Origin of the sequence: Bartonella tamiae Th239 (genome assembly GCF_000278275.1) — a bacterium.
GTDB classification, from domain to species: Bacteria; Pseudomonadota; Alphaproteobacteria; order Rhizobiales; family Rhizobiaceae; genus Bartonella; species Bartonella tamiae.
In genome coordinates, this window is record NZ_JH725147.1 from 1,126,875 (window position 1) to 1,148,620 (window position 21,746).

19 protein-coding genes, 1 tRNA gene and 1 pseudogene are annotated in these 21,746 nt (G+C 36.4%); 12 read left to right on the forward strand and 9 right to left on the reverse strand.

Annotated features, from left to right (window positions below; all coding sequences use genetic code 11):
* The first annotated feature begins 79 nt into the window (after positions 1 to 79).
* A complete protein-coding gene (locus ME5_RS05000) occupies positions 80 to 592 on the forward strand; it encodes a methylated-DNA--[protein]-cysteine S-methyltransferase (protein WP_008039017.1) in 513 nt (170 codons plus the stop codon).
* Here the strand turns inward: ME5_RS05000 and ME5_RS05005 are convergent.
* Both ME5_RS05005 and pepN read right to left on the reverse strand, forming a co-directional pair.
* The gene (locus ME5_RS05005; RefSeq protein ID WP_008039018.1) at positions 589 to 2,907 is read right to left on the reverse strand and encodes a sensor histidine kinase; all 2,319 of its coding nucleotides are present in this window, start codon (positions 2,905 to 2,907) and stop codon (positions 589 to 591) included. The genes ME5_RS05000 and ME5_RS05005 overlap by 4 nt on opposite strands.
* Positions 2,908 to 3,155: 248 nt before the next feature.
* Positions 3,156 to 5,783: an aminopeptidase N gene (gene pepN, locus ME5_RS05010; RefSeq protein ID WP_008039019.1), complete on the reverse strand. Its 2,628-nt coding sequence runs from the start codon at positions 5,781 to 5,783 to the stop codon at positions 3,156 to 3,158.
* A 288-nt stretch (positions 5,784 to 6,071) separates the two neighbouring features.
* Here pepN and ME5_RS05015 point away from each other — a divergent pair, with 288 nt between their 5' ends.
* The gene (locus ME5_RS05015) at positions 6,072 to 6,956 is read left to right on the forward strand and encodes a DMT family transporter (protein ID WP_008039020.1); all 885 of its coding nucleotides are present in this window, start codon (positions 6,072 to 6,074) and stop codon (positions 6,954 to 6,956) included.
* Between the two features lie 62 nt (positions 6,957 to 7,018).
* Here ME5_RS05015 and ME5_RS05020 read toward each other — a convergent pair whose 3' ends face one another.
* From ME5_RS05020 to ME5_RS10880, 6 genes are all read right to left on the reverse strand, one after another.
* Complete coding sequence (locus ME5_RS05020) at positions 7,019 to 7,858, reverse strand: uracil-DNA glycosylase (RefSeq protein ID WP_008039021.1); 840 nt, start codon at positions 7,856 to 7,858, stop codon at positions 7,019 to 7,021.
* Positions 7,859 to 7,909: 51 nt separating this feature from the next.
* Positions 7,910 to 8,482, reverse strand: coding sequence for an SAM-dependent methyltransferase (locus ME5_RS05025; RefSeq protein ID WP_008039023.1), 573 nt, complete (start codon positions 8,480 to 8,482; stop codon positions 7,910 to 7,912).
* Positions 8,463 to 9,215 carry a PIG-L deacetylase family protein gene (locus ME5_RS05030; RefSeq protein ID WP_008039024.1) on the reverse strand — a complete coding sequence of 251 codons (753 nt, stop codon included), beginning with the start codon at positions 9,213 to 9,215 and terminating at the stop codon, positions 8,463 to 8,465. Before ME5_RS05030 ends, ME5_RS05025 begins: the two co-directional genes overlap by 20 nt.
* The gene (locus tag ME5_RS05035; RefSeq protein WP_008039026.1) at positions 9,209 to 10,321 is read right to left on the reverse strand and encodes an acyl-CoA dehydrogenase family protein; all 1,113 of its coding nucleotides are present in this window, start codon (positions 10,319 to 10,321) and stop codon (positions 9,209 to 9,211) included. The genes ME5_RS05030 and ME5_RS05035 overlap by 7 nt, the downstream gene beginning before the upstream one ends.
* A gap of 286 nt (positions 10,322 to 10,607) precedes the next feature.
* Positions 10,608 to 11,192: a LysE/ArgO family amino acid transporter gene (locus tag ME5_RS05040; protein WP_008039028.1), complete on the reverse strand. Its 585-nt coding sequence runs from the start codon at positions 11,190 to 11,192 to the stop codon at positions 10,608 to 10,610.
* A 495-nt stretch (positions 11,193 to 11,687) separates the two neighbouring features.
* The gene (locus ME5_RS10880; protein ID WP_280641513.1) at positions 11,688 to 11,810 is read right to left on the reverse strand and encodes a hypothetical protein; all 123 of its coding nucleotides are present in this window, start codon (positions 11,808 to 11,810) and stop codon (positions 11,688 to 11,690) included.
* Between the two features lie 73 nt (positions 11,811 to 11,883).
* On the opposite strand from ME5_RS10880, the pseudogene ME5_RS05045 reads away from it, so the two are divergent.
* From ME5_RS05045 to thiD, 8 genes and pseudogenes are all read left to right on the forward strand, one after another.
* Positions 11,884 to 12,516 (forward strand): annotated as a pseudogene (locus ME5_RS05045) (aminotransferase class I/II-fold pyridoxal phosphate-dependent enzyme); the annotation flags it as partial.
* 48 nt (positions 12,517 to 12,564) lie between these two features.
* Positions 12,565 to 12,792: a hypothetical protein gene (locus ME5_RS05050; RefSeq protein WP_008039034.1), complete on the forward strand. Its 228-nt coding sequence runs from the start codon at positions 12,565 to 12,567 to the stop codon at positions 12,790 to 12,792.
* A gap of 2 nt (positions 12,793 to 12,794) precedes the next feature.
* A complete protein-coding gene (locus ME5_RS05055; RefSeq protein WP_008039035.1) occupies positions 12,795 to 13,160 on the forward strand; it encodes a DUF423 domain-containing protein in 366 nt (121 codons plus the stop codon).
* Between the two features lie 497 nt (positions 13,161 to 13,657).
* Positions 13,658 to 14,623 carry a glycine oxidase ThiO gene (gene thiO / locus ME5_RS05060; RefSeq protein WP_008039036.1) on the forward strand — a complete coding sequence of 322 codons (966 nt, stop codon included), beginning with the start codon at positions 13,658 to 13,660 and terminating at the stop codon, positions 14,621 to 14,623.
* 3 nt (positions 14,624 to 14,626) lie between these two features.
* Positions 14,627 to 14,824: a sulfur carrier protein ThiS gene (gene thiS, locus ME5_RS05065; RefSeq protein WP_008039037.1), complete on the forward strand. Its 198-nt coding sequence runs from the start codon at positions 14,627 to 14,629 to the stop codon at positions 14,822 to 14,824.
* 4 nt (positions 14,825 to 14,828) lie between these two features.
* Positions 14,829 to 15,602, forward strand: coding sequence for a thiazole synthase (locus ME5_RS05070; protein ID WP_008039038.1), 774 nt, complete (start codon positions 14,829 to 14,831; stop codon positions 15,600 to 15,602).
* Complete coding sequence (locus ME5_RS05075) at positions 15,599 to 16,204, forward strand: thiamine phosphate synthase (RefSeq protein WP_008039039.1); 606 nt, start codon at positions 15,599 to 15,601, stop codon at positions 16,202 to 16,204. The genes ME5_RS05070 and ME5_RS05075 overlap by 4 nt, the downstream gene beginning before the upstream one ends.
* Positions 16,195 to 16,953 (forward strand): bifunctional hydroxymethylpyrimidine kinase/phosphomethylpyrimidine kinase, encoded by a 759-nt coding sequence (thiD, locus tag ME5_RS05080; RefSeq protein WP_008039040.1) that lies wholly within the window; start codon positions 16,195 to 16,197, stop codon positions 16,951 to 16,953. Before ME5_RS05075 ends, thiD begins: the two co-directional genes overlap by 10 nt.
* A 1,207-nt stretch (positions 16,954 to 18,160) precedes the next feature.
* Here thiD and ME5_RS05090 read toward each other — a convergent pair.
* Positions 18,161 to 19,405: a porin gene (locus ME5_RS05090; protein ID WP_008039041.1), complete on the reverse strand. Its 1,245-nt coding sequence runs from the start codon at positions 19,403 to 19,405 to the stop codon at positions 18,161 to 18,163.
* A 651-nt stretch (positions 19,406 to 20,056) separates the two neighbouring features.
* Between ME5_RS05090 and ME5_RS05095 the strand changes: the two genes are divergently transcribed.
* Positions 20,057 to 20,147: transfer RNA gene (locus ME5_RS05095), tRNA-Ser, on the forward strand.
* A gap of 565 nt (positions 20,148 to 20,712) precedes the next feature.
* A complete protein-coding gene (locus ME5_RS05100) occupies positions 20,713 to 21,720 on the forward strand; it encodes a putative FMN-dependent luciferase-like monooxygenase (RefSeq protein WP_008039042.1) in 1,008 nt (335 codons plus the stop codon).
* The last annotated feature ends 26 nt before the right edge of the window (positions 21,721 to 21,746 follow it).

Here is a 21,746-nt window from a genome sequence, read left to right on the forward strand (position 1 = left end):
TAATCTATAATCTTTTGATGATTGATATGAAATAAAACTAAAAGCGTCAAGTATATTATCCATGATAAAGAACTGAATTTTGATTGTATTTTCTTATCAAATAACCTCACTTGGCACGATCTTAGTTGCAAGGTCTTCTAAAGGTCTTTGTTATGTTGACTTTATTGATGATCAACAATCGTCATTATTTTTTAAAAAATATAATACCAGAATATGTTTATGCCCTAATGATTTAGAACTCAATCATGATATTGAAAAAATTGTTTCAAGTATTGAAGCGCCACAAAAAAATCCTCACAAGTTTCAACTCGAGATGGACGGAACTGATTTTCAAATGAAAGTTTGGCATGTTTTATCTAAGTTAAAAACCGGTGAGACAATAAGTTATCAAAAACTTGCGGAAAAAATTGGCAACTCAAAAGCATCGCGTGCTGTGGCAAATGCTTGCGCTGCAAATCATTTAGCAGTCGTGGTGCCTTGTCATAGAGTGTTGCATAACAATGGCGATATTTCTGGATATCGATGGGGAAATGTGCGTAAAAAAATATTATTAGATCGTGAACAAAAACCTGAAAGTGAACGCGTTTTTTAAATTTGTTTGATTGGTAATTTAACGGTGAGAGTCGTACCTTTGCCTTCAACAGACGCAATATGAAATGTCCCATTATGCAACTCAACAAAAGAACGCGAAATAGCCAATCCTAAACCTGAGCCTTCATGCGTTTTGGTGAATTGATTTTCAACCTGTTCAAATGGATGACCAAGTTTTTCGATTTCAGATTGTGGAATACCTACTCCATTATCTTTTATGATGCAAAGAAGATGATTGTCTTCTTGATAACTGATCACATCGACTTTTCCACCTGATGGTGTAAATTTAATCGCATTGGATAAGAGATTTAAAATAACCTGAAGTATGGCACGTTGATCAATTTCGCCATGAAGATTGGAAGCTATTTCACTATGAATGGAAATCGATTTTTCACGTGCTTGAGGTGCCAAAGTGCGAAGAGCTTCTGAGATAATAGGAGCAAGATCTGTTTTTTTACGATCAAGCATAAACCGTCCAGCCTCAATCTTCGACATATCCAGTATATCATTGATAAGATTTAGTAAATGTTTACCAGAATTATGAATATCGTTCATATATTCATGATATCGCTCTGAACCGAGAGGTCCGAAAGTGGACTGAACCATTATTTCTGAAAAACCAATAATAGCATTGAGTGGTGTGCGTAATTCATGAGACATGTTGGCAAGAAATTCGGATTTTGCCTTATTGGCACTTTCTGCACGTTCTTTTTCACGCTGTAGATTTTCATTGAGTTTTGCAATTTCATTTGCGCGTTTTTGCGTGTCTAGTCGAGAATGTTTTAATTCTTGAATCATCTTGGTAAAACGTTTACCGCTATCCATAAGTCGTTGTTCTTGCTCTTTTAATTCAGAAATATCTGTACCAACTGAAATAAAACCACCATCTTTTGTTCGCCTTTCATTAATTTTCAACCAACTACCATCGGCCATTTGGCTGATTGCTGTATGATTTCCTGAATCATCAGTTTCAATAATATTTTGTTGAAGTGGAAAACGTGAAATTGCTTCAATGGTTTTTCGTTGTACACCTTGCTGTAAATAGTGATCAGGTATAGCTGCATATTCACGAAATTTACTGTTTGACATGACAAGGCGTTCTTCTGAATCCCAAAGAACAAAGGATTCAGAAATATTTTCTATGGCATCACGAATACGAAGTTCTGCTTGTGCTGTTTCTTCTGCAAACTGTTGTTGTTCGCTTATGTCAAAAGAAATTCCCACCAAATGCGGTTCTTCACCATCGTCAATCTCAGCTCGAATGCGCATCCAAACATTATATCCATTCGCATGACGCATGGGGACATTAATATCAATATGATCGTTTTCACCTTCTAACAAGCCGCGAGCAAGATCATATAGATCAGCATCATTCGGATTGATAATTTCTGTGATTTGAGAAATCGATAAAAGCGCATCTTGTGGTTTAAATCCAAGCATTTCATACATGGATCGTGACCAATAAACCCGACCGCTTGCCATATTCCAATCCCAAAGGCCACAGCGTCCGCGCATCATCGCCATATCAATACGATTTTGTATTTTTTCTGATATTTTATCAGTATCTCTTGCTCGTGCAGCTTGGCTATAATAAGCAAAGAGTATAGCCAACATCACACCTACTGTACCAGCAAACAAAGTAATATTAAGAGAAACTGTTTTGCGCCATTCAAGATACATTTGTTCATTTGTTTCAACGACAAATATACCATATTTGTTTTGACCAGCATTATCCAATGAGGCAAGTGCAGTTTCACCATATAATTGAACGCGCATAACACCAGCATTGCGTCCCATAACCATTAAGGTTTGAATGTCTTTTACCGCTTCACTAAGATCTCGACCAAGCAATGGTTCCATTCCTGATGCGGCAACAACAATGCCATGCTCATCAATAATAGCAATGCGAGCCGCATTATCAATGAGGCTACGTGTACGAAAATCGATAAGAATATTTTGCAATACATTTGCATCAATAACGCTATTTTTGTTTTGTTGATGTTGTGAATAGTAAATACGATCAACCGAACTTCCAATATGACCTGTCGCGAGTGATAAAGCCGATCTTGTGGATGCATCAATATTTTGGCGCCATTCATAAAGCGCCACCATTCGTGTTGCGGCTAAAACGACCAAAAAGATAAGAATGAGAATGGGGATAGAACGCCGCAACCATGGCTCAACAACTAATAGCCTACGATAGGTCGGGTCTGAAAGAAGATCGACATGCGCGGAACGGCCTTTTCGCTTTTTGGCGAAAGGCTTTGAATCAACAAACGCCCCTGTGGGCGCGTCAACCGCGTCCAAATGTGCCATTTCTGGCTCCCTCTAAATTTGATGCAAAAATCAGATAACTGATTCGGTACGCAAAACACCCGAACAAGGGCAATGAATCAAAACTGATTCGTTCTGTCCAGCTTTTTTTTAACAAAAACTTAATTTTCATTCCAATAGTGTAAAATAAAACACTTAATAGGCATTTAATGCGCAAGAATTCGTCAATTATTTTTATAAATCATTCTCATAGGTTCATATTTTTTTAAGGTAATTTTCGCGCGATTTAATCAGGCTAAAATGCGCGTAATGATATCTTTGACATCTGTCGAAAGTTGTGGCTGTCGTGCGATATGCTCAAGTGCTTGTTTAAATTTTTCTCTTCGTGTTGGTTCAAGTTGACGCCATGAGCGCGCGATTGTTAAAAGACGTGAAGCAATTTGAGAATTTTTAGGATCAATTTTTAAGATCATTTCAACTAAAAAATCATATCCTTTACCATCAATGCGGTTAAATCCTGTTGGATTAGCACCACAAAAAGTACCGATAAGAGCACGTATGCGATTAGGATTATCAAGTGAAAAGGCACGATGCTTCATAAGCTGACGAACATGATCTAACGTTTTATAGCCAGCTATTGTCGCTTGAACACTAAACCACTTATCCATAACGAGTGCATCATTATGGTAGCGCTCTTCAAATTCATGAAGCGCTTTTTGGCTTTGCTCATTGTTAAAAAAACGATGAAGGAGAACTGTAAACGCTCCCATTCGGTCAGTCATATTATCAGCGGTCCTAAATTGTCTAAAAGCATAATCTGGTGTGTTATCTGCTATAGATATATAATCAAGAACGACGTTTTTAAGGGCTCTTTTTCCTGCTTGATACGCATTCGGTGTAAATGGATTGGTATCTTGTAAACTTTCATAGAGAGAAATAAAGTGCGGTTTTAACTGTTGTGCCAGAGAGTTTATAAATCTTTGCCTGACTTGATAAATACGATCTGGATCAATATTAAAACCAAGAAGACGAGCAATTTCTCCTTCTGTTGGTAATTGTAAGCAAAGAGCAATAAAATCCGATTCTAATTGATCATCGACAATAAGAGATTGTATAAGATGAACAAGTTTTTCCGGCATTTGAATGCTGTTGATGTCTTGGCGTTGACTATAATCACATAAACTGCGCGTTAATAACGTGTTAATGGATTGCCAACGATTAACGAGATCTTTGTCAAATTGTGCAAGAAAAATAAGTGCGTCTTCATCGAGGGTGCTTTGTATATTTATTGGTGCAGAAAAATTGCGCAATAAAGATAAAACAGGTTTTTCTTTTAAATGCGTGAAACGAAAAGTTTGCTTTTCTTGAGAAAGAATAATCGTGTTGTTTTGGATTTGGTTATCACTGCGATACTCCAATTCTTTGCCGTCTTTGCCTAAAAGTCCGAAGCTGATTGGAATAGCCATGGGCTTTTTTTCTTTTTGTCCGGGCGTTTGGGCAAGCGACTGTGTGCATTCAAGTGTTAAAGTGTCATTTTCAAAATGCGTATTAACTGTGACGAAAGGCGTTCCTGCCTGTTCATACCAGAGCATAAATTGTGTGAAATCGCGCAAAGAAACATCTGAAAAACATGTAATAAAATCCTCGATCGTACAGGCTTGTCCATCATGACGTTCAAAATAAAGATCCATGCCTTTGCGAAAAAGTGTTTCACCTAAAATTGTATGCACCATGCGCACAATTTCTGCGCCTTTTTCATAAATCGTTGTTGTGTAAAAATTATTGATTTCACTATATTGGCGTGGTCTTACGGCATGCGCTAAAGGGCCTGCATCTTCAGGAAATTGTGCAGCTTTTAACATTCGAACATCGCTTATGCGATGGACAGCGCGGGAACGTTGATCAGAAGAAAACTCCTGATCGCGATACACTGTCAAACCTTCTTTCAGACAAAGCTGAAACCAGTCGCGACATGTGATACGGTCACCCGTCCAATTATGAAAATATTCATGAGCAATCACACGCTCAATAGCAGCATAATCTGAATCCGTTGCCGTTTCCTGATCGGCTAAAATATATTTATCATTAAAAATATTAAGGCCCTTATTCTCCATTGCACCCATATTAAAATCTGAAACTGCAACGATGTTGAAAATATCCAAATCATATTCTCGTCCAAATCGTTCTTCATCCCAGCGCATAGAGCGCTTCAATGCGTGCATTGCAAAGTTTGCACGATCTTTTTTTCCCTTTTCGACATATATGCCTAGTTTTACATTACGACCAGAAGCTGTTTCAAAGTTATCAGACAAACAGTCAAGGTTACCACCAACCAGTGCGAATAAATAGGAAGGCTTTGGAAAGGGGTCGTGCCAAATGGCATAATGGCGTTCCCCGTCAATTTTGCCTTCTTCAATTAGATTTCCGTTGGAAAGAAGAATAGGTGTCGATTTTCTATCAGCTTCAATTCTTACTGTGTAGACAGATAAAACATCAGGCCGATCATAAAAATATGTAATGCGCCGGAAGCCTTCAGCTTCACATTGTGTGCAATAAACCCCTTTGGATAAATAAAGTCCCATCAATTGTCGATTTTTTTCTGGGTCTAAGTCTGTTGTTATTTCAACTATAAAATCGCCTTTAGGTGGATGTAAAATTTCTAATGTATTTTCTGTTGCATGATAGGCGTCTTTTGAAAGTATTTCCCCATTTATTGATAGGTTTAAAAGTTTTAAACCATCACCTGAAAGCACAAGGGGTTGAGGCTTTATCATTTCTTGACGAGGTGTTATTGAAAGTTTGGCATGCACTCGTGTTTTTGTAGGGTGAAGTGAAAAATCTAAATCAGTCTTTGGGATTGCATATTCTGTTGGACGATAGTCTTCAAGGCGAAAAACAGGATGGGATAGTGCACTCATTTTATTTGCTTTCTTATTATAGGTTGTTCCCAATCATTGCACTACAAGTCTATAAAAACAAGGCTTCCATAATCAATGTTTTGCATTGCAAAATTATAACGATTATGACTAAACACTTTGTCGTTATGCGTTGTGTGATCCTACAATTCAAATAGGGAGAAAATCATATAAGATTTGCTAGTTAATTTATATAATTTAAGCACAAATAAAGATCCATTCAAAATATTTACGGGGAAGTTTTTGTTCAAAAAAGAGAAAATGTACTTTAATCATTCCAGTAGCAATGTGATGCTTGGCATTTGGATGAAAATTCTATCCGTTATGTGTTTTGTCATTATGTATAGTTTTTTGAAATCAGCAAGTGGTGTGCCCGCTGGAGAGCTAAGTTTTTTTCGTGCTTTTTTTGGTCTCATTCCCATTTTTATATGGGTCATTTTTACGAAAGAATTACGCGGTGTATTTTATACACGTCACTTATTAGGTCATATATTTCGTGGTATGGTTGGAACATTTGCCATGTTTTTTAGCTTTTATGCTCTGACATTATTGCCATTGCCAGAGACCATTGCTATTAATTATGGAGAACCTCTTATTCTAACTATTTTATCAGCACTCTTTTTAGGTGAAAAAATACGTGCTTACCGCTGGAGTGCCGTAACAATTGGTCTTGTTGGTGTTTTAATTATACTTTGGCCAAGATTAACTGTTTTCGGCAGTGATAAAGTCGATATCGGGGCTTCCATTGGAGCACTTTCAGCTTTATGCGCTGCTTTTATGGCAGCTATTGCGATGCTTTTGGTGCGTAAGCTTGTATTTACTGAAAAAACCGCAACAATTGCGCTTTATTTTATGATAACGTCTAGTGTTCTTTCTCTTATTACACTTCCCTTTGGATGGGTTTGGCCTGACTTTTATCAAAGTTTAATGTTAATTTCTGCTGGAATTTTTGGTGGAATCGCTCAAATATTTATGACCCAAAGTTATCGTTACGCTGAAGCTTCCATTGTAGCACCATTTGAATATAGTTCAATCATATTGGCCTTATTGACGGGATATGTTTTTTTTCATGAAATCCCTACATTTACAATGTTGTTTGGCGCAAACCTTGTTATTGGCGCAGGTATTTTTATTATTTTGCGTGAATCTTATCTGAGCCGTTTGAGGGGCCAATAAAATACACTTTTCACCATTGTAATAGAATGTATTGAAAAATAGCAGCTTATAATAATAAAGATTTAAGAACTTTCAGCTTTTAGAGCTTTTAAAATTGTTAAAAAATCTTTCCAGACAAGCTTCTTTTGGCTTGGTGTTTTCAAAATATAGTCTGGATGAAAAGTGGGCATTACGGGGATCACATGTTTGTTTTCACTGATATGTTCCAACCATTTTCCCCGAGAGCGTATTATCCCCTGATTTGTACCAGTGAGAACATGTGTGGCCAAATCTCCTAATGCAACCAAAATTTGGGGTTTAATAAACGCAATTTGCTTTTCGATGAATGGACGACATTGTTCTATTTCTAATAATGTTGGTCTGCGATTACCAGGAGGACGCCATGGAATAATATTGGTGATATAGCATGTCTTACGTGAATAACCGATTGCTTCCAAAATGCGATTGAGCAATTGCCCTGAACGTCCAACAAAGGGTACGCCTTCTTTATCTTCTTCTCGTCCGGGAGTGTCACCAATAATCATTATGCTACTTTGCGGATTACCATCAAAAATACAAGTATTTTTGGCGGTGAGCTTGAGTGTGATACGGTCAAAATTTTGTATGTATTGATGCAGCTCTTCAAGCGATTTTGCGCTTTGCGCAAGCTCTAAAGTTGTTTTAAATGCGCCACTATTTGTCTGCGTATTGATAAAATTGGTGTTTGTATCATCAACCTTATTGGTATAATGTTTATTTGATTTTTTGGTTTCACGTTGAAAAGCAGGCTTTAGTTCTTGTTCCAACAATTCTGATTGAGCAAAGCGATTGATTGGTTCTTCACTTATTGCTCTATCGACACCAGCGCAATCAAAAAATCCTAACAATTCTTCATAGGAAATTGTGGAAATACTCTGTGTCAATTGTTCATCCTTAAGTCTGACCTTGGCAATAATATTATTGTCATCTTTATTTTAATCTTCAAGATTAAGGATATCAATACGATAATTTTCTGTTTCGACTGTTATTGGTTGGCAAAAAGCAGAATCTGTATAAAATGCTTGATTGAAAGTCATAGCAGCTTCATCACCTTGCATAATCTCTGTCATTGGCTTTCTGTAATTGACGCAAATGCAATCGCCCCCTAAAGAAAGGGTTATAGCTGTTTTGCGCGCGAGAATTTCTATGCTATCTTTTGGAAGATAATAAAGTATTTCTGAAAAGATAATGAGATCATAGTGCCCATCTGGCCATTCATCTGGCAAGAATGCCTGTTTAAAAGATATATTCTCCATATTTTTGCAATGGTCTCGCGCGTGCATTAAAGCCGTAGGCGCGCAATCAATACCTGTAATATGCTGACAGCGTGTTGATAATCGACGTGTAAGGACACCAATGGAACAGCCTATTTCAAGAGCATTTTTATAATGAATTTTAGGCAAGGCTTTGAGCGTTCGGGCGTATTTTTCTTGTTCATAGGGTGAAAAACAATAATTCCATGGATCTCTTTGTGTTTGATAAAGTTTTTCAAAACGCGCGATATTCACGATCTGCCTCCAAAAAATATTCATCTTCTGAAATGAAATGCTGACGTGTTTGCTCACTCATGACAAAGCCATCTGGATCATCGTCAATAAGCCTTGTCATTTGTGAGCGATGTGCCATGACAGCTTTTTCTTTGATTTTTTGGTATGGCTTTGTGTTCAATTTTAAAACCTTTTTTTCTTTTAATAAATCAGTTTCAATAAAACGTCCCCAAACAGTATAAAAAAATAATACTGAATCAGAAAATAAACGTTTTAATGCATAGGCAAGATGAGCGGTGTTTTGATGATCTATATGCGGATCTCCTATCCAACTGGACCAAATCGTTGTGGGATAAAATGGTGCCAAACGTTTTTTTATATGCATGGCTGCAAGTTCTATTTCTGAGATTAAATTGGGGCTGTTTTGATCTTCATAATTCAACATAAAATTACGCGCCAATCCATTGCTTAATATGAAGGTTGATTTGAAAAATTCATTTGCGCGTAATGTAACCAATTTATCTTTTGGCCAATGAAGAGAATTTTTATGAGAGTGGCTTCCATCCGTTATACAAATAATATCAACATTCATTCCTGCTGCGCAAGCTGCAGCGATACCACCGCCACATCCCAAAGCTTCGTCATCAGGATGAGGGGCAAGTACAAGAAGTCGATTTCCTCGGGTTATGTCTTTAAGATGGATGTGATGACAAGGCATCTGAAAGAGGCTACCTTTTTTAAGCGGCGTTACCATAAAAGATCTCCTTTTCGTTCAATAAGTCGGTTAGCGCTTTCTAGCAGTTTGGCGTCAGGGGCAGCTTGGCGGATAAATAAGGATAAATCACGTCTCATTCTTTCAAGTGCGCTGTGTTCTTGATAGGCTTCCATACCCAAAGATTTTTCGCAAAGGTTAAGAATATTTACACAGACATTCTCTGTGTTTTCTCGCGCAAGAAGAGCGGCTAAAACGGCATCGTCAATAAGTTTTTTTGTTTTGTTGTCCGATGCTTTTTCTACCAAACTGGCAACTTTCGATAAAAAAGCAGCCAGTCCAAGAACTAAAGTATAAGCCTGCGCTAGTCTAGATAATTGAAAAGGATTATTTAAACGATTTCTGAGTTTTAAAAGAGTTTGCCATTCTTGGAGAATGGATTCTGCTCCTCCTAAATGTGCAACACAATAGCGCCATATCCCCCCTTGGAAATGCGGCTCCAATTGCAAGTCGCCTTCCTTACCAATAAAGTGACTTGGGTCAATGATCAGATCGCTAAAGTCATAGACACCTGAGAAGGTTGCACGCATCCCAGAGACTTTCCATTCTTCTGTTTTTTGTCGTGTTTGATCTTGGACATTTAGAATAGACATCTGATCAGGATCATTTTTTGTACAGCGTAATGTCACCAATGCGTAATCAATATTTCCTAATCCTGAAGCAAAACGCTTTGCACCAATGAGTCTTATGCGATTTTTTGTGTCATGATAAAAATACAAAGGTTTTTTTATATGATCGGCTCCCCAAACGCCTAATAGTGCGCCTTTTGAAACTTCGTTGAATATCTTTTCACGTAAAGATTGTGCGGCATATAAATCAATTAAGCGGATCGCGTTAAGATGACCTTCAAAAAGGCGGGCAAGTGATAAATTTACTTGTCCTAATTGTCGTAAAATTTTAAATATGATTTGTGTTGTTGTGTCATCATGGGGTCTTGCAAAATTTTTTCCACCATAGTGAAGAGGCAAGCAAGCTGTAAAAAGACCGAGCTCTTTTAATAAGGCAAGATCATCAGTCAATCCGATTTTTTCTGCACAAGCGGCATTCTTAGCGAATTGTCTGAGATAAAAGGCATCGATTTCAAGCATCAACATGATCCATCATTTATGATGCCTGCTGATTGCCCCAGCAACAGGCTTTAAAACTAAAAACTTTAAAAAACATAGAGCATAAACATATGAGAACAAGGGGAGGGGAGGATGGGTGATGTAATGATGTGCAAGACTTTTAAGCACTATTGTCTTAAAGTTTATGCGACCGCGTGAGTGTACCACATTGTAAAAGATACAGTTTGTTTATTATGAAGTGTTCCAATTTTAGGAGGATTGGAAACTTTAAATAATGGTGCGAATAAAGTCATGTTTAACAATTGTTTTATGCAATGATTTTCATCAAATAAATACCAATATTTATTGCTATAAATATCATAAAAATACCGATAACGATGTTCAATATCTGCCATATTTTCATGTTATTTAAATAATTTTTGAGATAGAAAGATAAATATCCTAAAGCGAAAAACCAACAAAATGATGAGAATAATGCCCCTGAAATAAAAAAATATTTATCGGTCATTGATAATGATGACGCATAATCGCCAACGATTATAACTGTGTCAAGATAAACATGAGGATTTAACAAAGTAACGGCTAAGGTCGTTAAAATGGTTTTCCATATTGGATCACGCATCAATAATTGATGGTCACGCGTTTCATAGGCTGCTTTGGATTTATAGGCCTGTATGAATGCATTTACGGAATAACATAATAGAAAAACTATTGATAATATACAAATAGTAATATTAACATAGATATTAATTATCGTTAATTCGCCTAAAAGAAAAACACCAAAAACCATAAGAAGAAAATCACATAAAAAACAGGTCAAAGAGGTATTCAAAACATCTTTACCTAATAAGCCTGATCTTATAACATGGGCATTTTGAGCACCTAAGGCCATTATTAAGCTGCCTGATAACAAAATTCTATATAAAAAATCATTAAAAATTATCGTTTTATTTAGAAAAAAACTATCTATGTTTTCTTGAAATATCTTTTATTTCAAAAGGTGATGTCAGCAATATAGGCTAAAAATTATAAGCAATAGCAATCTTCTTTTTATCTCAATTATTCTGTAAAAAAAGATCCAAAAATTAGTCTTTTTGATAATGGTTTGATGGATAATGTGATTTTATTTGAGACAATTTTCGCTCCCTTAAGTCTCACTTTAAAATAAATATTTGCAATAATTTTGAGATGATCTTTCGTTTTATAAATGTCAATAATTTATGCGGAAAATTTGATATTTAACATTTTCTAAGTCAGGTTTTTAGTAATAAACGATCCAATCATTGGATCATGTTCAAATAAATTTATTATTTATTTTAAAAATACATAACTTCTTCTCATCAAGTTATGATGAATTGCGGAATATAAAAAAGTCACCTCAAACGCGCTATCCTATGACAATCTCTCTTATAAGATTATTACAGCCAACAGTTCCTTTTGTTGAGCCTGAAACATTAGAACGATAAAGGACAAGCTCTTTCATTGCACGGCTTGGTGCGAATGAAAACAATTTTGGTCCTTCACCATTTGTAATTGAGACAATACAAAAAGAAGCGTATTCGATTTAGCAATATGGCGATCCAGAATATTATAATTTGCTTAGTGCATTCGCTCAGTTTTATGATATTGATTTAAGCATGATAACAAATGGTGTTGCTATTGATGCATTATTAGGTTTAACGTTACGTCAATATATGAATCTAGGAGATGTTGCGGTAAATTCATTGGGAGGATATCCAACATTTGATTATCATGTTCATGGATATGGTGGCAAAATTGTTTTTGTTGCTTATAAAATTGGATATGTTGATTTAGATGGATTAGCACATGCTGCATATAAACATTATGCAAAAATTGTCTATCTCGCCAATCCAGATAATCCTTTAGGAACATGGCACGATAAGAATGCAATTGTAAAATTTATAGAAAAACTATGCCCAGAAACTTTATGTATTCTTGATGAAGCAGATGGTGGATTTGTATCCATAGATACAAAATTAAGCGAACAAACAACTTGGCCAAATGTATTACGTATGCGAACGTTTTCTAAAGCATATGGTTTGGCAGGGTTACGATGTGGTTATGCTTTTGCTGATAAAAAGCTAATCAATCCCATTCATAAAATATGTGATCATTTTTCTGTCAATCGACTAGCACACGCAGCAGTAAAACAAGCGCTTTTAGATCAAATATATTTGAAGGAAATATTGATCTAAATTGCACGTCAACGACAAAAAATCGTTAAAATTGCTCAAGCTCATGCTATGATAGCGCTTCCGTCAGCGAGCAAAGTTGTAACAATTCATTGTGGACAAGATGCAGCTTATGCTCAAACTCTTTTAGGGAGACTATTATCGCGTGGTATTTTTGTAAGAAATCCAATGTCCAAACATATTGACTATTGTATCAGAGTAAGTGTGCGACAAGATAATGAAACAGAAGCTTTTGAACATGCTTTTAAAGAAGCAAATTTTGAGAGAGATAAAAAATAACTATGTCAAGTCTTAGTCAACGCATTTTCGGCGGCTTTGCAGGTTTTTATGGTGCTATGGGTATAGCAGCTTACGCAGCAGCAGCACATATTGGTGGATATTATAGTTTTCTTGCGCCTATATTATTGGGTAATGCTGCTTTTTTACTGGGTCTTTTTGTTGCCTATAAAACTAATATCGTCATGCGATTATCTGGAACAATGATCATCATCGGGACAAGTCTATTTTCGAGTGCCATTTTTCTGCGTGAAATTGCTGATGCTTATCCTTTGCCTTATGCAGCGCCATTGGGGGGAGCGATCAACATTATTGGTTGGGCACTTCTCATCGTCGCGGTTATCCTGCCTTTTGAAAAGGAAAAGGCTTAAATTTCGTTTGATGCATTTCTTTATTTAATGACGCTAGCGTTGATCTAAATTCTATAACAGTCATAGGGCTTTGTCTTTGATAAGGCGTAAGATATGTTTGCAAAGAATATGTCTTTATTTTTACTCATATTATTGTCACACGACTTGACAAAACAACCATAACAACAAAACTTAAAAGATGGTGCTTATTATGTTAGAAAATAAAAAAATTTTTATATTTAAATTTTGAAAAAAAATCTATCATGCAGACATCATATATATGTTAATTTTAGACAGAACGAACAGTGAAAGTTAAAAGAAATTGTGGCCATAAAACAAGATAAACTCTTTCTTTTATATGTTATCCTTTTTTAATTTTATGTTGAAGATACAGGTTTGTTAATTTTATAATAAAAGCCATAAAAATTAAAATCATACAAATTAAATTTCTATTATTTTTTCTTAATTGCACTTAAAATAAATATAAAAAAAAGAGAAAGTGAAAAGATACATTATTGATGAAAAAAATTCTTGTAAAAGGAAGTGGCGTTGCTGGATTAACCAGTGCGTATCAATTAATGCAAACGGGCGCTGATGTAACAGTTCTTGCGCCAAATAATGCACCAATTGGTGCAGCAAGTTGGTATGCTGGTGGCATGCTTGCACCATTTTGTGAGCGCGAAAGCGCAGAACAATGTGTTGAAGATTTTGGGTTGAAAGCTATGTCATGGTGGGATCAAGCTTTACCAGAATATGTAACACATAAAGGCACGTTAGTGGTTGCCCCTAGCCGTGATTTTAAAGAACTTGAACGTTTTTGTACACGCACAAAAAATTATAAAAAATTGAATGCTGAAGAAATAGGTGTCTTGGAAGCTGATCTTGCAGGTCGGTTTGATCGGGGGTTATTTTTTGATAAAGAAGCCCATATTGATCCTAGAAAAGCTTTGCTTGCGCTTAAACAAAAATTGCAAGAAAAGAATGTATCTTTTATCACTCTCAACAATAAAGACGATAAAATAAATGAGAATGATTTTGATTATATTATTGATGCAACAGGTATAGCTTATCTTGATAATGATAAGGATTTGCGCGGCGTTCGTGGTGAAATGTTGCTTGTGAAAACGGATGACATTACATTTTCAAGACCCATACGTCTCTTGCATCCTAGAATTCCGCTTTATATTGTTCCAAGGGATGATCATCTTTTTATGATTGGAGCTACAATGATTGAAAGCGCGTGGACAGGAAAAATAACTGCACGTTCTATGATGGAATTATTAAATGCAGCCTATACTCTTCATCCAGCATTTGCAGAAGCTGAAATTATTGAGGCGGGTGTTGCTTTGCGTCCATCATATCCAGATAATTTTCCACGCGTAAAACAAATTGGCAACAAAATTTCAATCAATGGATTTTATCGTCACGGTTTTTTGCTCGCGCCTGAAATGGCGCGTAAAGTCACACAATGTATAATGGATTAAAACATGAAAGTTTTTGTGAATAGTGAAACAGTTGACATACAAGCATCTCATCTTGCTGCATTGCTAGAAGAATTGGCATTTGAAGGGGATTGGCTTGCAACAGCTGTAAATTCAGAGGTTATTAGCGCCCAACAACGCAAAACCTATCTTTTGCAAGAAGGCGATAAAATTGAAATCTTAAGTCCTATGCAGGGAGGATAAGATAGTGCTTACACTCTATGATAAAGAATTTTCATCACATCTGATGCTTGGTACTGCGCAATATCCTTCACCAGCAATTTTGCGTGATGCTGTTAATGCCTCAGGAAGTGAAATTGTTACCGTATCTCTTCGTCGTGAAACAGCTGGCGGGCAACAAGGTGGTCAGTTTTGGTCATTAATTAAAGATCTTAATGTCACAGTTTTACCTAATACCGCTGGTTGTTACAGTGTAAAAGAAGCGGTTACAACAGCTAAAATGGCGCGTGATCTTTTTAAAACAAAATGGATAAAACTCGAAGTCATCGGCAATTCTGATACACTTCAACCTGATGTTTTTGCTCTTGTAGAAGCCGCCCGTATTTTAACAGAAGATGGTTTTGAGGTTTTTCCCTATACAACGGATGACCTCATTGTTGCAGAAAAACTTGCTAATATTGGATGCAAAGTTATTATGCCTTGGTGTGCCCCCATTGGCTCGGCTAGGGGACCACGTGATACTGATGGTTTGCGTGCTTTGCGTGCGCATTTTCCTGATTTTACATTGATTGTTGATGCAGGCATTGGTCGTCCTTCTCATGCTGCGGTTTCTATGGAGCTTGGCTATGATGGTGTTCTTCTTAATACGGCTGTTGCAAAAGCAGGAGATCCTGTTCTTATGGCTCAAGCATTCGCTAAAGCTATTGAAGCAGGACGTGATGCCTATAAAGCAGGCATGTTGGAACCACGTGATGTTGCGGTTCCTTCTACACCTGTTATTGGTCAGGCGGTATTTTCATGAAACTTGATCCGACTTATCTTATTGTCGATAGCGCTGAATGGATAGAACGTTTGGTCCCCCATGGTATCAAACTCGTTCAATTGCGGATGAAAAATGTGAGTGAAGAAGAATTGCGGGCGCACATTCAACTAGCTAAAATCATTTGTCAAAACTATGATTGTCAACTTGTTATCAATGATTATTGGAAAATTGCTATCGAAGAAAAATGTCAGTTCATTCATCTTGGGCAAGAAGATTTAGTAAATGCAGATGTAAATCTTATAAAACAATCAGGTATTAAATTGGGTATAAGCACACATGATCGTGCAGAACTTACTATAGCCAAAACATTAAACCCTGATTATATCGCACTTGGGCCTATTTATCCGACAATTTTAAAAAAAATGAAATGGGCACCACAAGGTCTTGAAAAAATAAAACAATGGAAATTTCTCATCGGTGATATTCCACTTGTCGCTATTGGTGGGTTGACACCGCAAAGAGGTGTTGAAGTTTTAGAATCTGGCGCGAATAGTGCAGCAGTGGTTACGGATATTCTTTTTAACGATCATCCTGAAAAGCGAGTGGAAGAGTGGATTAAGGTGACAGAAAAATGGCGTTAAATCCGCGAATTTTAATTGTTGCAGGGACAGATCCAACAGGTGGAGCAGGTATTGTTCGTGATATTGAAACTGCGGCACATATGCGGGTTGATGCAAGTATTGCCATTACATCTGTCAATGTCCAAGATGATATGTGTGTCTCACAAAAACATCCCATATCAGGTGAAATAATTGCTCATCAAATGTCGGCTGTACTTCAAGCGCAAAAGATTGATGCTATAAAAATTGGTATGACGGGCACGTCTGATAGTATTGACGCAATCACGCAAATACTCACTGCCTATCCAGTGGTACCAGTGATTTTTGATCCTGTTATTATGGCGTCTTCAGGCGGTTATTTAGTTGATAATGCCTGTATTGATGCTATAAAAGCAAAACTATTAAAACATTGTTATTGCGTAACGCCCAATCTCTTTGAACTTTCTCGTTTAAGCAATAGCGAACTTGCTGAAAATGAGCTCATAGCCATAGAACAGGCAAAAAACATTTTTAATTTTGGTGTACCAAACATTTTGATTAAAGGCGGACATGCTGCAGGTAAAACGTCAAATGATATATTATTAAACACATCTACCCAAAAAATCTTTACCAATCCTCGTATAAATACCTCCATGAGAGGTACTGGTTGTATATTATCAACTGCAATAGCGTGTCATATTGCTCTAGGAAAACACCTTAATACAGCCATTGAAGAAGCAAAAAACTATGTTTTTCATCTTTTGGAAAAAAACAAAAAATGTAAAATATAAATGATTAACTTTAATCAGCTATAATGAGATCTTTTAATTGCTTTATGGTGAGTATGATCTTTTTGCTTATCAAAATATATTTATAAAAAAAGGTTTTTATAAAAAACTTAATTATAATTTTCTAATTTATCAAAAGGTTAATAATAATTATTTAAATAAAATATTCACTATAAAGAGAAGTTTACCTAAAAGCCAGACTGATCATCCATTTAAATGATTTCAGTCGTTTATGCTTCATTGTTTTATGACAACGATAGAGGTTCAGTTGAAGTGGACCAAAATCACTCATAAACCATATGAGAGAAATTATAAACGTTATGAAAGCTAAAGTTCTAGCAATGAGAGACAAATTATAGAGATGTTTTCAGCGTTACTTAAAGGCTGAAGAACGTCCATAGATCATAAACCTTTTAATATCAAGTATGCTATCCAATAATTGTGTCTACGGGTTAACAGTGGCATTCACTTTTAAAGGCTTTCGATCTTACGCGACACTATAACATTATTTCTGTCACCGGCGAAAAAAAAATTTCTTTGATTAACGCGGCTTGGTGGACTGAACCGTATTTTTGATGAACGCAGTCCTACACCAATACTTTCTATTATTGTTGTCTAGTGAGTGAAAAAGACTGAAAGTTGATATCTGCACGGTTATCAAGAATATCAAGGCTGGCCAGCACTATATTCTAACCGACACATACGGCAATGGCTCACAGCTATTGGATATATCGCTGACATTTAGGACAGCAACAAGCTTTCGACATTATTGAACAAGCTCTAGGACATATCTCACAATGACGAAATTTTTCTCCAATAGAAAGGAATGCAGGTGATAAACGCGCAACGGCTATGTCTCACGTTAAAAACTTTTCTATTGGGCGTATTCGAAGTATTGACAGTTTAAAAATCTTTGTTGTCGTCTCTCTAAGATGGATTGTAGAGCAAACTTTTGCCTGACTTGGACAATGTTAGTAATGGTAAAAATTGGGAGACTATCGTTGCTTATTGCGAAAAAGGGATGGTCATAACTTAAATCTGGAGCATAACAAGAGCTATCTCTATGCGGATATAAAAAGTACAAAATAATTATAAAATAGGCTTTAAGGTTGTATTCATTATTTTAAAATTTAAGCCAATTTTTTTTGAAAACGTACAAATAAAAAACCGGCAGCAAATGCCACCGGTTTTTTTGTTCGATACTAAAAATTTAGAATGAACGTTGTAAACGAACCATACCTTGGAACGCATCTTGACCTTTTAAAGAGTCAACAATGTTAATCGTGTTAGATTGATTACGTACGCTATAATCATTATCCCAAGAAACATATGTCAATTCAGGAGTAATTGTAAGCCCAGGAACCAATTCATAGATCAAGTTAACTGATGCAGCAAATAAGTCTGAATCGTCGTATGAAACTTGAGCATTGAAGCTTGTTTTTGGATTAAATTTAAAGGTTGTACCGCCCCAAACAGACCAGTCACCACCCCAATCACCATAAATAGAATTAACTTGACGATAAACACCATGACGAATTCCTAGACCGCCATTATAAGCGCGGGGAGTATAAGAATTATCTATGTTGTAGACATCATCAGCTGATTTATAACCACCCATGACCCAAACATTCCACTGATCAGTGACATTTAAATCAAGGCGAACTTTTGCAGCCCATTCTTCATAGTATGCATCATAAGCAGCAACTGCTGATAAACCACCCCAACCTTGAACAAATTTCAAACCACCAATAACATTTGGTGTATAGTCATCAATTTGACCACTTAATTCTTTCACGTGATTATTAGCAACGTCACCAACAAAGCCATATTTATAGCCTATTGAATCGATATGATCATCTGTGCCTTGTTCAAGTCCCAAAATTGCAGAGAAACCGTTTCCAGCATTGAATGTATAGCTGATAACATTTGTACGGTCATAAGCAGCTGGATTTGCAACATCATCGTTGATTACATTACCAAAGTAACCTGTCCAATGGCTGAAAATTGATTCATCCATACCAACGCGCAATCCACCAAGTTCGATGAAAGCGAAACGAAGTTGACCTGAAGCGCTATCATCAGCATTGTTGTATTCAGCACCACCATCCCATTGCGAGCGTAACTCTATAAAAGTGCGCAATGTTCCAAGTTCAGTTTCTGAAGCTGTGTGGAAACGAAGTGTTGCACGTGTACGCCAAGCATATGTATCACGATCTCTACTGTCACGTGTACGAGCATATACATTATCTCCGCCTTTAATATCAGCGCGGACATAACCAGAAAGACGCATGCAAGTTTCTGTACCAGGAATGTAGAAATATCCTGCACCATATGCATCGCAAACGCGTACGTATTCAACGGGCTCTGGTTCTGCAACAACAATATCAGCTGCACGTGCACCAGAAACTGCAACAAGCGCTGCAGCGGAGCCGAGAAGAAGGCTCTTAATGTTCATATCTGACCTCCAGTCAAAGTTTAAATTGGGTCGGGGTCTAAAGTTCAGAAATGAATCCCGATCCCCTTAACCGAAAAAGTCGCACACAAGCGCTCCTTCTTCATGAGGTGAACATAGCTGTCGTTTTATAGGATTCAACTAAGAAAAGACATAAAGAGGGGTTATGCAATGCATATCCGCCATGATTGTTGCAAAAAAGACACAATTTTGATTCATTAAAGGCTATTTTTCGACGATTTGTTAACAATTTACATTGTGTAAAACGGATTATTTGAGAAAATTAACAACACGTTTTGTTTTTTTTAGAACGAATCAAAACTGTTTTTAAAATTTCAATTCTAACATTTAAAAAAACGTTGTTTGACTAACATTAGATGATAACACTCTTTATGTATAAGGAACATCTTTTAATAAATTTAAATGTTTTTTAATTTTGATTTTATGGGCGTGATGAAATGTGTTTTAAAAATTTTTTTCTAAAATCTGATTCCTTCTTTGTGTTAAGGAATAATATATTCAAGGCATAATAAGATTTCATATTGGGTAAAAAATCTTTAATTATTCTTGATCACTTAAGAAGTGAAGATTAATTTGTCGAAAAAACGCAAAATCGCTTGAACTTCTTCTTCAATCCGTTTATTCCCCGTTCTTGGAGAGGTGGCCGAGTGGTCGAAGGCGCTCCCCTGCTAAGGGAGTAGGGCTCAAAAGGCTCTCGAGGGTTCGAATCCCTTCCTCTCCGCCAGTTTTGATTTTATTATCTCATGTGATTTAAAATTAGCTTGAATTCAGAAACAAATATTCCATCTTTTTCGGATCAATTCATAAAGATTGATAGAACTTTGCTATAGAATGTATTTTTACGTTTTATTTTACTTTAAATTTATCCGTTTATAATGATGATTAGATGGCAATAATAAAAAATGGCTTTATGCATTTTACAATACGATTTAAATCAATATTTATTTAAGCTAAATACAATCGTGCTCAATCTGAGCTACGATATCTAAAAAAATCACTCATCATATGTTTTTATTTTACAATTACTGCTATAAAAATAATTGATTTAGAATGCATTATTTTGCATGTTTTAATATAAGTTTAAACATATTACAGTGCACTAAATAATACTTATCAAATCATATAATCCATAATTTTAGATTTTTTTTTCATTTTTAAAGAAATTTTAAAAAAAACGATTTCGTCACTTCAATAGGGCTAGAGTGTTATACTTTGTTTTAACTAATTTCTAACGATATTTTTAAGTAAAATGACATTGCGTCTTTTTTTATGAATTTGAGACTGTATCAATGACAAAAAATATAAAACGTTTAGGTTTTTTTTCGCGTATTCTCGATAATGTGTCTGCTGAAGAACGTTATAGCTTGGCCGAAAAACAAATACTTCACGCAGAGCACCTTGGGTTTCACACGGCTTGGGTTGCACAACATCATTTTCATCCTGATGAGGGCGGTTTGCCTTCTCCCTTTGTTTTTCTTTCTTACTTAGCCGCAAAAACGCGCCAGATCCGTCTTGGCACAGGTGTTATTACACTTTCCATGGAAAACCCAATACGCGTTGCTGAAGATGCAGCTGTTTTTGATTTGCTGGCGAATGGACGTATTGAACTTGGCTTTGGAACAGGTGGAACGCGCGAATCTTTTGAAGCTTTTGGTGTGGATCCAGATAAGCGAGGAGACATTTATGGGCATAATTTAACAATCTTGCGCAAGGCGCTTGCAGGCAAAGACCTGCACGCAGGAAGTTATCTTTATCCCGGTGCTTCTCATTTGCTCGATCATTTTTGGATGGCGACATTTTCGCCTTTGGGCGGAAAACTAGCAGGCGAAAGTGAAGATGGACTGATGTTATCACGCACACAACCGCGTCCAAAAGGCATGGAAGATGCACCCTTAGATGATATTCAAAATCCTATTATTGATGCATATCTTGATGCTCTTCCTGATAATGTTCAACCAAGAATTATGGCATCGCGCAGTTTATTTGTAAGTTCAGATCGCGCCTATGCAAGAGCTATGGCTGAGAAAGGATTAAAAAAAGCAGCAAAGCGTTTTGAAAAGGTAGGACAATACACCAAAACAGAAAAATTAGATGATTTAATTGCTGCCTTTGATCAACATGTTGGTACACCTGAAGACGTTATACAGTCTTTAAAAAAAGATACGGCATTAGAAAGAGCGACAGATATTGTTTTTCAGGTGCATTCAGTAGACCCACCCCATGATGACATTATGAAATCCATTGAATTGACGGCGAAAGAAGTGGCTCCATCCCTTGGCATAAAGCTTGCTATATAGTCTTAAATTCGTAAATTGAGGCTATT